General features: G+C 62.8%; 13 protein-coding genes. 4 read left to right on the forward strand and 9 right to left on the reverse strand.

Features of this window, described 5'->3' with window-relative positions; translation table 11 throughout:
- Positions 1 to 146 precede the first annotated feature (146 nt).
- Positions 147 to 1,622 carry an FAD-binding domain-containing protein gene (locus Q0C23_RS00045; RefSeq protein WP_291510335.1) on the forward strand — a complete coding sequence of 492 codons (1,476 nt, stop codon included), beginning with the start codon at positions 147 to 149 and terminating at the stop codon, positions 1,620 to 1,622.
- Positions 1,623 to 1,753: 131 nt separating this feature from the next.
- Here Q0C23_RS00045 and Q0C23_RS00050 read toward each other — a convergent pair whose 3' ends face one another.
- The 6 genes from Q0C23_RS00050 to Q0C23_RS00075 all read right to left on the reverse strand — a co-directional run bounded on the left by Q0C23_RS00050 (position 1,754) and on the right by Q0C23_RS00075 (position 6,152).
- Positions 1,754 to 2,341, reverse strand: a complete 588-nt coding sequence (locus Q0C23_RS00050) for a cytochrome P460 family protein (RefSeq protein WP_291510336.1) — start codon at positions 2,339 to 2,341, stop codon at positions 1,754 to 1,756.
- Between the two features lie 95 nt (positions 2,342 to 2,436).
- Positions 2,437 to 3,066: a hypothetical protein gene (locus Q0C23_RS00055; RefSeq protein WP_291510337.1), complete on the reverse strand. Its 630-nt coding sequence runs from the start codon at positions 3,064 to 3,066 to the stop codon at positions 2,437 to 2,439.
- On the reverse strand, positions 3,050 to 3,586 hold the full coding sequence (locus tag Q0C23_RS00060) for an RNA polymerase sigma factor (RefSeq protein WP_291510338.1): 537 nt from the start codon (positions 3,584 to 3,586) through the stop codon (positions 3,050 to 3,052). The genes Q0C23_RS00055 and Q0C23_RS00060 overlap by 17 nt, the downstream gene beginning before the upstream one ends.
- 64 nt (positions 3,587 to 3,650) lie before the next feature.
- The gene (locus Q0C23_RS00065; protein WP_291510339.1) at positions 3,651 to 4,079 is read right to left on the reverse strand and encodes a hypothetical protein; all 429 of its coding nucleotides are present in this window, start codon (positions 4,077 to 4,079) and stop codon (positions 3,651 to 3,653) included.
- 29 nt (positions 4,080 to 4,108) lie between these two features.
- The gene (locus Q0C23_RS00070) at positions 4,109 to 4,870 is read right to left on the reverse strand and encodes a substrate-binding domain-containing protein (RefSeq protein WP_291510340.1); all 762 of its coding nucleotides are present in this window, start codon (positions 4,868 to 4,870) and stop codon (positions 4,109 to 4,111) included.
- Between the two features lie 31 nt (positions 4,871 to 4,901).
- Positions 4,902 to 6,152 carry a porin gene (locus Q0C23_RS00075; protein ID WP_291510341.1) on the reverse strand — a complete coding sequence of 417 codons (1,251 nt, stop codon included), beginning with the start codon at positions 6,150 to 6,152 and terminating at the stop codon, positions 4,902 to 4,904.
- Positions 6,153 to 6,474: 322 nt separating this feature from the next.
- Between Q0C23_RS00075 and typA the strand changes: the two genes are divergently transcribed.
- Entirely contained in the window at positions 6,475 to 8,292 is a 1,818-nt protein-coding gene (gene typA, locus Q0C23_RS00080) for a translational GTPase TypA (protein WP_291510342.1), read from the forward strand.
- Between the two features lie 15 nt (positions 8,293 to 8,307).
- Here the strand turns inward: typA and Q0C23_RS00085 are convergent, their stop codons facing one another.
- A complete protein-coding gene (locus tag Q0C23_RS00085) occupies positions 8,308 to 8,913 on the reverse strand; it encodes a class I SAM-dependent methyltransferase (protein WP_291510343.1) in 606 nt (201 codons plus the stop codon).
- Between the two features lie 12 nt (positions 8,914 to 8,925).
- Positions 8,926 to 9,309, reverse strand: a complete 384-nt coding sequence (gene apaG / locus Q0C23_RS00090; protein WP_291510344.1) for a Co2+/Mg2+ efflux protein ApaG — start codon at positions 9,307 to 9,309, stop codon at positions 8,926 to 8,928.
- 157 nt (positions 9,310 to 9,466) lie between these two features.
- Here apaG and Q0C23_RS00095 point away from each other — a divergent pair, with 157 nt between their 5' ends.
- Positions 9,467 to 10,273 (forward strand): DNA-formamidopyrimidine glycosylase family protein, encoded by an 807-nt coding sequence (locus Q0C23_RS00095; protein ID WP_291510345.1) that lies wholly within the window; start codon positions 9,467 to 9,469, stop codon positions 10,271 to 10,273.
- Between the two features lie 54 nt (positions 10,274 to 10,327).
- Here Q0C23_RS00095 and Q0C23_RS00100 read toward each other — a convergent pair whose 3' ends face one another.
- Positions 10,328 to 10,777, reverse strand: coding sequence for a rhodanese-like domain-containing protein (locus Q0C23_RS00100; RefSeq protein WP_291510346.1), 450 nt, complete (start codon positions 10,775 to 10,777; stop codon positions 10,328 to 10,330).
- A gap of 85 nt (positions 10,778 to 10,862) precedes the next feature.
- On the opposite strand from Q0C23_RS00100, the gene Q0C23_RS00105 reads away from it, so the two are divergent.
- Positions 10,863 to 11,059, forward strand: a 197-nt coding sequence (locus Q0C23_RS00105) for a hypothetical protein (RefSeq protein WP_291510347.1), incomplete at its 3' end; no start/stop codon positions are given.

Consider the following 11,059-nt stretch of genomic DNA (forward strand, 5'->3'; position numbering starts at 1 on the left):
GAGACAGGCAATCAGAACCGATGAGCGCACAGGTACCTCCCAGTATCGAAATATCCGTATAAATATATCGCACTCGTACGTCTGTCAATACTGATGGTTGCGCAGGGCGGGTTGAGGAGCTTTTCGGCCCGTGGCATGCTGCTTTGATGACGGACATCGCCGTGGTGTGGTTCAAGCGTGACCTCCGCTGCGCGGACCACGCCCCCTTGGCTGCGGCGGTCCGATGCCGCGCGGTGCTCGGTCTCTACGTGCTGGAGGACGAGTGGCTGGAGGCGCCGGAGTGGGACCCACAGCACTGGGAATTCATCCGTCAGAGCCTGCTGGAACTGCGCCGTGCCCTCGCGGCAAGGGGTATGCCGCTGCTCCTGCGGCGGGGGGCCATGCCCGCGGTCCTGGCGCAATTGCGGCGCGATTATCCCTTTACGGAACTCTTCAGCCATCAGGAGACAGGAGCCGCCTGGAGTTATGCTCGGGATCGGCGGGTGGCTGCTTGGTGCCGCGAGCAGGGGGTGCGTTGGCGCGAGTGGCCCCAGTTTGGGGTGTTCCGACCCCTCGCCCGGCGCGACGGCTGGGCGGCGGCCTGGGAGCAGTTCATGGCCAAACCGCTGTTGGCTGCGGTCGACCGTTTCCCCGGTACGATGGCCGAGCTCGACCAGGGCGAGATCCCGACCCTCCGGGCGCTGGACCGGCCAGGGGCGCGACCCATACCACCGGCGGGCGAGACGGCGGCACAGCAGACCCTTGAGAGTTTTCTCAGCGAGCGCGGCAGTCGCTACCTACACACCCTGTCCAGTCCGCTGCTGGCGGAGCAGGGTTGCTCACGTCTCAGCGCGCACCTGGCCTACGGCACCGTCTCCATGCGCCAGGTGGTTCATCGCGCTCGTCAGCGCCTGCGCGAGTTGCGCGAGCAGGGCGGAGTCGAGGCGGTGGAGCGGGCGCGGCACCTTCGCGGATTTCTGTCGCGTCTGCACTGGCACTGCCACTTCATCCAGAAGCTGGAGGATGAGCCGGATATCGAATTTCACAATTTTTCTCGCATCTACGATGGCCTACGCGAGGACGACTGGAACGAAGAACGATTCTCGGCCTGGGCCGAGGGGCGGACCGGTTTTCCTTTCGTGGACGCTTGCATGCGTTGCCTGCGGGCGACGGGCTGGATCAACTTTCGCATGCGGGCCATGTTGGTGAGTTTTGCCAGTTACCACCTTTGGTTGCATTGGCGCGGTACCGGTCTTTTTCTCGCTCGGCAGTTTCTGGATTTCGAGCCCGGCATCCACTGGAGCCAGATGCAGATGCAGTCCGGTACCACGGGCATCAACACGCTGCGGATCTATTCTCCCAGCAAGCAGTGGGCGGACCAGGATCCGCGCGGGGAGTTCGTGCGACGCTGGTTGCCGGAGTGGGGCAGTGCCGACTATCCGCCGCCCATCGTCCCCGAGCAGCAGGTCGCGCGCGCCGCGAGGGAAAAGATCTGGGCCCGCCGTCGTCTGCCCGAGGCGCGTGCCCAGGCCGCTCAGGTACTCCGGCGTCACGGCGCAAGTGCCGACAGAAAGCGCGCGGCAAAGCCCAAGTCTCAACAAAAGCCGCCGCCCGCGACGGAGCAGTTGGATCTCTTCTCCTGAGCCAAGAGCGTCCGACGGAAAGCGCCCGCCCTCTGGCTGTGGATACCCGGGACCCGGGAGAGACTCGCTTGCTAAGGCCGACCTCGCACCCTGAAGGGTCGTACTCGGAGCTTTTTCAGGAATTCAGAGCACTACGGTACGACGTGTTGCGGATATTTTTTCAGCAGAGCCACGTATTTTGGGTTCATCTCCTGCTTGGGAAAGAAGGCCTTCCAGGTGGCCACGGGAAGGAGCTGTTGGGGTGGCGGTGCAAAGACGAAGTCCTGCGTACGCACCAGGGCGTGGCAGGCGATGCAGGAGCCGACCTTGCCAAAGGAAATAGGTACTCCCGAGGGCTTGTAGGCAGCCATGACCCAGTTGCGATCGCTGGCATCGAACCCGGCCACCTTCACCATGGCCGTGACTCCTACCAATTGTTTTTGAAGATTGTAGTTTTCCTTGACGAGCAGGCTGCCATCGCGGTACCGATGGACCTTCATCAGACCACCGGCCTGCTGAATACTGCGTATGGCCGGACCGTTGGCGAGATCCGTGGTCAGAGGATCGACGGTGCGCGAACCGAGTTGGTAAGGGGTACTTTCGGGCATGATGGCGTGGGTCTTCTGCAAGGTCTGGATCTGCCTCCATAAGGTCTCCGGAGTGAGATCGGCAGCCAGTGCCGGCATGGTGACGCTCAGCAGAATCGCGGCGGTGACGGGGTGGAAAAGGGCTTTTTTCATGACGATGACTCCTCGTGTCGGCGGGCCCACCACAGTAGGCCCTCGGTCATAGAGAGTCTCGAGACGGCGCAATTATTCCGTCGGGGCGAGAGTCCTCAACTGCGGATCTGAATCGCCCCTTGCGCATGCAAGGCCTGGGTCAGCAGGGTCAGCGCCTCCTCGGAATGGCTGAGGAGCAGGATGGGGTGATCGCCCTTGCCCCGACCACTGCGCCAGTAGCGATGGCCGGCCTGGCCACTGGGGGGTAGGGCAGTGGGGCTTTTGAACGCCACAATCCAGGCCCAGCCGGGCATCCTGCCGTCGGCTGCCGTCTCCATGAAAAAGCTCCAGTGCCACACGGGTAGCGTGGCTACCTGACAGTCCTTGGCCAGTTGCCAGGTGGCCGTGGCAAGGCGTGTGGGATCAAAACCGAGCGCCGCGGCCGCGGCCTCGGGGTGAGCCATGAGCTGACCACGCAGGCCCTCTTCCCCATTGACATGGCGAAAGGCGTCCTCGATCAGGGACGGGGTCTCCAGCAGTGCTGCCGCTTCCAAGACGGCAGCCCCGGCGCCGCCAGCGAGGGCCGTTCCCAGCAGCCACTGCCAGGGTCGGAAGAAGAAACGGCGACGACCGGGGTCCTCCAGGGGTGCCCTGCCTGGGGATGGCGATTGCTCGGCCTCGGGTACGGGTAAGGAGCGCAGGGCTTGGCGCAGCCGCTGCTCGAAATCGTCAGGATCCGATGACATTTTTTTGCGTATCCCCGCTCAGCGGGCGTGGTTGAAAAAATTGGCGCAGGGCCTGGCGTCCGCGACTGATGCGGCTCATGACCGTGCCGACGGGCACGCCCAGGATCTCGGCAATCTGCGCGTAGCTGAGATCCTCCAGGTAGAATAGGCTGACCGCCTCCCGCTGAATGGCAGGCAGGGTGTTGAGGGCGCGGAGTATGTCCATCTGCAGGTCGGAAATAGGGGCAAAATCGGGATACGGCAGGGTATCTTCCAAGTCCTCCGGGGCGAAGCGCGCGGTTTCCGCCACCGTGCGCCACCACAGCCGACGCTGGATGGTCAAAAGCCACGCCCACTCGGCCTCGGCGACCCGTAAAGCCGAGCGTTTGGGCCAGGCCCGCAGCAGGGTTTCCTGGCTGAGGTCCTCGGCGCGATGATAGTCGCCCGTCCACGCCCAGGCCACACGAAAGAGCCGAGGGCGATAGCGCGCCATCCAGATGCCCTCGGCGTCGGGAGACGGCGCGCGATGGGGCCCGGTCACGCCGTCTCCCCCGCCTTCATGGCGACGGACCGCCGATGGCGGCCAGGGGATGAGGCCCCCTCCCTCACCAAGGCGCCTCCGGGCCGTGCACCTTGGCAACCCGCCAGATGCCTTTGACGCCCTGACCCGAGGTCTCTCCCGGCGCTTTATCGCCTATCCAGGTGTAGAGCGGATAGCCACGGTAGCTCAGTTGTTTCTCGCCGTCGGCCCGTGTCACCACCCCCCAGGGTTTCGACGGGGCTGTAGCGGAGGAAAGCAACTGCGGTGGCCAGAGCTTGGCACACTCGCCGACACAGGCGGATTTGCCCGAACCGGGTACATCTTTCTTGAACTCGTAGAGCGTTTTCCCTTCAGCATTGGCGTAGACCTCGCCGAGCTTTGTTTTTTCGACGCGCAGACCATCCGGCAGGGAATCCGCCTGGGCCAATACGGGGGTAAGGGATGTGGCTACGAGCAAAGCCGTCAGAGAGAGAGCAGAAATCGCATTACGCATGGTTGAACTCCTGAGTTTGCAAAACGGTGTCAATCCCGCCAGCCAAAGCGCGTGAAGATGGCTTTGCCCTGTGGGCCCAGCACGAAACGATAGAACTCCGCCGCCACGGGATTCGCCTTACCTCGCTGCGTCAAGGACAGATCCATGTCCCGATAGAGCACGTGACGCGGTCCGAGGGGTACGATCTCGGCCACCTTGGGGTGGGCGATCTGCCAGATATTGTAGATGATCCAGGCATCGGGAGCGTCCTTGCCGGTCCAGCGCTGCAAGGCATCGGCGCTGTTGGGGGCGTAGTAGACGATGTTGGCACGCAGTTTACGGATGGTGTCCAGGTTGCCATTTTTTCCGGCGATGTCCTCCCACAGGCCCGTCTGTCCTGCCCCTTGGACCACCATGACCGATATCCCGGGCTTCAGCAGATCTTCAAAATCATGGATCTTCTGGGGATTGCCGGGATGCACCAGAATGGCCGCCGGGCGCAGATAGGCGGGAATGATGGTGGCTTCGTCCACGAGCTTGGGCATGGCGGTGAGGAAGTCCGTCATCATGTTCTCCGACCCGGAATAGATGAGATCGGCATTCTCCATGGCCTGCTCGCGCCACTTGGGCAGGGGCCCGGCCACGACCTGAACCTCGACGTCGGGGTGCGCCTCGTGAAAGGCCTGCGCCGTCGCCTGCATGGCCGGAAAGGGTCCACCCGGACCATAGACGTGAAGGACCTCGCCGGCGCAGGCGGATACCGACCACAGCACGGCCGCCACGATACCCAATATCTGTCCGCTATATTTCATGTTTACACACTCCCGTAGATATTTTGATGTCTCAGAATCCCACCTGGAGCTGAGCCTCGAGCGTGTTGTAGATTGCCGCTCCAAAAGGCACGAAGCCCGCACCGGACTGGGCCAGGATATTCTGTGGATGGGAGACGTTGTAACGGAAAACACCGGCATTGCCCATAGGCAAAATATAATTTACCTGGATACGTGCCGCATATGGATCGTTCGGGTTCAGATCGTAATTGAAACCTGCCGTCAGGTTATCCAGCGTCTGACCGGATACGCCGATCCAGCCCTGAACGTACTGCCAGTTCGGGTTGCTGTTGATCTCGTAGTGGTCGAACCGAAAGGTGGGGCTGATATCGTAGGGTAAAACCCCAAGCTTCCTGAGGTTCGCTTTCAGCGCCACATAGGCATCGGAGACATCGTCCCCAGCAACCCCTGCGAAGTTCTGGTTGCGGGTGTACTCCGCGAGGTAGTCCACTCCGGACAGGCCGCCTCGGATACCCACGTTCCAGGTCGTCTCACTGGCGGCCTCCGGTATAAAAAAGCGCCCGAGATGCTTCACCGTTCCGAGTGCATTCGCCCTGTCGCCACTGAGTTCGATGGAGAACAGCGGACTGAAGCGATAGCTCAGCATGCCGGCAAAGAGGTAGTTGCCCGAACCGTTCAGAAAGCCACCCTGGCCGCCCCCAGAGACGGGGGCGAGACCCTCGATGGCATTGATGTGCGCCGCAGAATAGGCATTGGCTGGAGTTGTCGAGGCATTGTTGAAAATTCCCAGTGCGTAGGAGAACCCAGGCACCCCGAGGTCATCTCCATGCAACATGACGCCGATGTCGCGATTGGGGAACAAATCGTTATTCATCGAGCGTTGAATGAACCAGAGGTTGTTCCCGCGTTCACCAAACTGATAGCGCTCCAGTCCCACCGGGACGATGAATTTTCCGACCTGGATCTGAGCCTGCGGCACGATGCGGAAGTTCAGCAGGGCCGTGCTCACCCCCTCGGACGAACCCGCGGGGAAGCCGGGTGTGGCGCTGTTGTACAGGCCGTCCCACTTATACTGAAAAAAGTAGTTGACGCCGGGAACGGCGTTGCCGTAAACACCGAGACGTATGCGATGCCCGCCGAAAACCAAGCCCTCCGGGCCGCCGGTGCCGAACTGTTGCGCCGCCGTGATCTGCGCCAGGCCGAAGAGCACCGGTCCGGTATCGGCGTTATTTGCGCTGGCGAATGCCGGCAAGGAACAGCCGGCTACAACCATGGATACAAGTGTAAAATGTAGCACCTTCATAACCATTCTCCCTAGTCGGCGTTGTCTGATTTTTAGTACGCCCAGCCAAGTGCCCCCGCGAAGATCCTTTATTCCAAAGATGTGCTCGTATTTTTATCGGTGCGCTCAGTGAGGACTCCCCGTGCTCCCGCCGTCGCCCGATAAATGTGAGGTGTTGGGCGCCTCGATCGCGCGCGGCGGTTCCGCCTCCGATGCTCGGAAGCTCGAGAGATGAACGCTACGGGCCGGACATTTGCTTTTCGGGGACCAAATCGCTATAAGGGAGCCCGTCGCCGGAGCGCATGCCCGGCCTCTCCCCTGTACAGAAACCGTGAGGACTTTCGTGCCGCGTTCCATCCGTAACATCGCCATCATCGCCCACGTTGACCATGGCAAGACCACCTTGGTCGATCAGCTCCTGCGCCAGTCCGGCACCTTTGCCGCCCATCAACAGCTGGAGGAGCGGGTGATGGACAGCAATGCCCTGGAAAAGGAGCGCGGCATCACCATCATGGCGAAGAATACCGCGGTACAGTGGGGCGACACCCATATCAACATCGTGGACACGCCGGGGCATGCGGATTTCGGTGCCGAGGTGGAGCGGGTGCTGGGCATGGTGGACGGCGTGCTGCTGCTGGTGGACGCGGTGGAGGGGCCCATGCCGCAGACCCGCTTCGTCACCCGCAAGGCCCTGGAGCTGGGACTGAAGCCCATCGTTGTGATCAACAAGATCGACCGCCCCGGCGCCCGCCCCGATTACGTCATCAGCGCCACCCTGGATCTCTTCGATCGTCTCGGGGCGACGGAAGAGCAGCTGGATTTTCCGGTGATCTACGCCTCCGGCCTGCAGGGTTATGCCGGCCACGACGACAGCATCCGCGAAGGCGATATGCGCCCTCTCTTCGAACTGATTCTGGAGAAGGTGGCGCCGCCTGTGGGCGATCCCAACGGTCCTTTGCAGATGCAGATTGCCGATCTGGACTACTCCAGCTATGTCGGGCGCATTGCCGTGGGCCGGATTCGTCGGGGAACCATGCGACCGGGCCAGGATGTGGTGATGATTCACGGCCCCGAGCAGAAGCAGACCAAGGCGCGCCTGCTGCAGGTGCTGGGTTTCGACGGCCTCAAACGGGTGCCTTGGGAAGAAGCAGTAGCCGGCGACATCGTTGCCGTGACGGGCATCGATGAGCCGTCCATCGGTGCCACCATCGCCGATCCGCAGAATCCCGAGGCCCTGCCCTGGAAGCCCATCGACGAGCCCACTCTCAACATGACCTTTCAGGTCAACACCAGCCCCTTTGCCGGACGCGAAGGCAAGTTCGTCACCAGCCGGCAGCTGCGCGAGCGGCTTTACAAGGAGCTCCTGACCAACGTCGCCCTGAGGGTGGAGGATACCGACAACGCCGACGTGTTCCTCGTCTCGGGACGCGGCGAACTGCACCTGACGGTGCTGGTAGAGAACATGCGTCGGGAAGGCTACGAGCTGGCGGTGTCGCGGCCGCGAGTCATCCAGCGCCAGGTGGATGGAGTCTGGGAGGAGCCTTACGAGGCCTTGACCATCGATGTCGAGGAAGAGCACCAGGGCGCCATCATGGAGCGTCTCGGTACCCGGCGCGGCGAGCTGCAGGACATGCAGCCCGACGGTCGTGGTCGAGTGCGTCTGGAGTATCGCATCCCAGCCCGCGGACTCATTGGTTTCCACACGGAATTCATGACCGCGACATCCGGCACCGGCGTCATCAGCCATATCTTTGACGGATACGGTCCGGTGAAGGGCGCCATTCCTGCCCGCATCAATGGTGTGCTGATCTCGGCGGAGGAGGGCGAGGCCGTAGGCTACGCGTTGTTCAACCTGCAGGATCGCGGTCGTCTTTTCATCGGCCCCGGTGACAAGGTCTATGAGGGCATGGTCATCGGCATCCACAGCCGCGACAACGACCTGGTGGTGAACCCCCTCAAGGAAAAGAAGCTCACCAACATGCGCGCCTCCGGTTCGGATGAAAACATCCTGCTCACACCGCCCATCCGCATGTCTCTGGAGGCCGCGGTGGAATTCATCGCCGACGACGAGCTGGTGGAGGTCACCCCGCAGTCCATCCGTATCCGTAAGCGCTATCTCAGCGAGAACGAGCGCAAGAAGGCCGCCCGCAGCGGCAACTGAGCCGACGCCCCGCCCTCAGGCGGACAGGCTTTTGCGTAGCCGGATGAGCCGGAACCAGCCGCCGAGGGCGGCGGGTGTGTCGCTGATGACCGCAAGGCTCGGCTGCTGCGCCAGAATATCTTCGAAGACGAGATCCGTGTGCGTTGCCAAGGCGGCGGATAGCGGCGCTATGGCGCGGCGCAGCCAAGCCCGTTCACCGGGGCGCAGAAATTTGTCCAGAAGGCGGATCTCGCCGCCCGGGCGCAGCACGCGCACTACTTCTGTCAAAGCCTTGCGGGCGTCCGGCACCACGGCAAGGATCAGGTGCAGGATCACGAGATCGATACTCCCGTCGGCCAAGGGCAGCGCCTCGGCATCGGCTTGCACCAGCCAGACGGCGTGACCCCGTTTCTGCGCCCGACGCAGCATCGCCCGGCTGAGATCCGTGCCGATCAGATCCTTCCCCGCCGGGAGATAGGGCAGATCGAGACCCGTGCCGATGCCGTTGATGAGGATACGCTGGGCGTCTTTCGGCAGTTCCGCCAGACTCTGCCGGCGCAGCGGCGCCGAAAATCCGCTCACCGCGCCGTCGTAGATGGGTGCCCAGACTCCGTAGGCGCGGCGCAGGCTGGATCGGCTCATCGGGCGTCGAGCTCAGTGAAAGACGGTAGCGACGGCCAAGCGAAAGGGCGGAATGGGGCTCTCGAAGCGCTCACCGCTGGCGCTCACCCAGCCGTAACTGCCGTGCATGCTGCCCACGGGCGTGGGCAGGACCGTGCCGCTGGTGTAGCGGAAACGTTCGCCGGGCTTCAGGGTCGGCTGCTCGCCCACCACGCCGGGGCCTTTGACCTCCTGAATCCTGCCCTCGGCATCGGTGATGACCCAGTGGCGATCCAGCAGTTGTGCGGTTTCCGGTCCCAGGTTGTCGATGGTGATCTGGTAGGCGAAGACATAATGCTGTGCGTCGGGATCGGACTGCTCTGGGATATAGCGTGTTTCCACCGCGATCCGGATCTCCGTGGGCGGATGGTCGGGCATGTGGCCTCCTGCTCGGCAGTACGACGAAGTCCCAGTCTAGACTTCCCGGTGGGGACTGCCAAGGGCAGCACGGGCGCGACTCCCCTGCACGCGCCGGACTTTGGAAAGCGGGACACAGGCGCTACACTGGGCCCCGGAATCGGTACGTGAGGTTACCATGGCAGAATTACCCGAAATAGAACTGTTCCGGCAGAAGCTGCGGCGCAACGTCCTGCACAAGCGGCTCGGTCTGGTGCAGATGCGCAACGGCAAGGGCGAGGTCCAGGAGGAAGGTGCGGGCCTCGCCCAGGATGCGCTCAAGGGCCGGGAGATTACCGACCTCTACCGCTACGGCCAGTATCTCTTCTGGGAGCTGGACGGTCGCGAAATCCTGGTGCTGCAACTGGGTGGAGAGCTCAGCGTAGAGGTGGAGCGGGGTACACCGGCTCCTGTCGAGGGCAGTGAGGAGTCGCGCGCGCAGCTCGAGATCCAGATCAATGCCCACATGCGGCTACGCCTGCAGGGCACCCAGCTGGGCAATCGCCTGCGGCTGCTGGACGAAAGCTCCGATGTGGATTTTCTGACCAAACTTGGGCCCGATCCTCTGCTGCTGCCGGAGGGCGCGCGCAAGCACTTGCGCGAGGCACTGGCACGGCGCCGCAGTGCCCTGCGTAACGTCCTGCTGGACGACGCCTTTCTCCCCGGGCTGGGCCCCGTCTGGGCCGATGAGATCCTCTTTCAGGCGCGTCTGCGACCGGACCGGACCGTGCCGACGCTCTCGGAGGAAGAGCGCGAAGGTCTGCTGGAGCAGATTGCCAAAGTCATAGACCGGGCGCTGCGGTCCCAGGCCAAGGTACCGCTTCTGCCCAAGACCTTCCTCACCCGCCATCGCGAAGATGGGCACTGCCCAAGCTGTGGCGGAGCGTTGGAGACCCTGAGCGTGGGGGGGCGCAACGCTCTGTTCTGTCCCAGCTGCCAGCACTGAACCCGCTGGGTCGGCGGCCGATCCCTCGATCGGCCCGCCCATAGGTACTGCCTGTTATTTATGCTTCCAGGGCAGTCCGCTGGCCTTCCAGCCCTCCACCTTGCCGCGCTGGCCGCTGGCGTCCGGCTTGCCCTCCATCCCTCCGAGAATATTGAAGCAGTGTTGGTAGCCTTGTTCCGCCAGGTGCTCCGCCGCTGCCAAAGAGCGCCCGCCGGTGCGGCAGAGCAGGAGTAGAAACTCATCGGGCTGGGCGACGCGGCGGATCTCCTCGTCAAAGTGGGGATTGGCGGTCATGCCCGGATACAGCTGCCAGGGGACGTGGCAGCAGCCCTCGATGAAGCCGGCGAAGTCCAGTTCGGGATGGGAGCGCACGTCCACGAGCTTGGCCTTGGGGTGCTCGCGCAGCAGCTGATGGGCCTCTTCCGGAGTCAAATCGCCGGCGTGCTTCTTGCCTGCCGCCCGGGCCCTCTGGGCGGCCCGCTCCAGGATATCCTGATGTGCCATGGTGATGCCTCACTTTTTTAAGAAAATAGCTGACAGTGAAGTGTAGCACGGGGCAAAGATCTGGAGTCCAACCAACGGAGACGCTATGATGGCCGGATTGCGTGGACCTGGCCGCTCAGGTTTGCGCACGGGCTATGCCGCCGGCGGGGACAGATACCCTGTCGCTGTGGCTGTGGGGTCTAGGTCGGTGAGGCTTTGTGAGGAGAAGACGATGGGATACCGTCCCAAAGACGTGATCAAGTTGATTGAAGAAAAGGACGTGAAGTTTATCGATTTCCGTTT

The sequence above is a fragment of the Acidithiobacillus sp. genome (genome assembly GCF_023256195.1).
In the GTDB taxonomy this organism is placed as follows: domain Bacteria; phylum Pseudomonadota; class Gammaproteobacteria; order Acidithiobacillales; family Acidithiobacillaceae; genus Acidithiobacillus_A.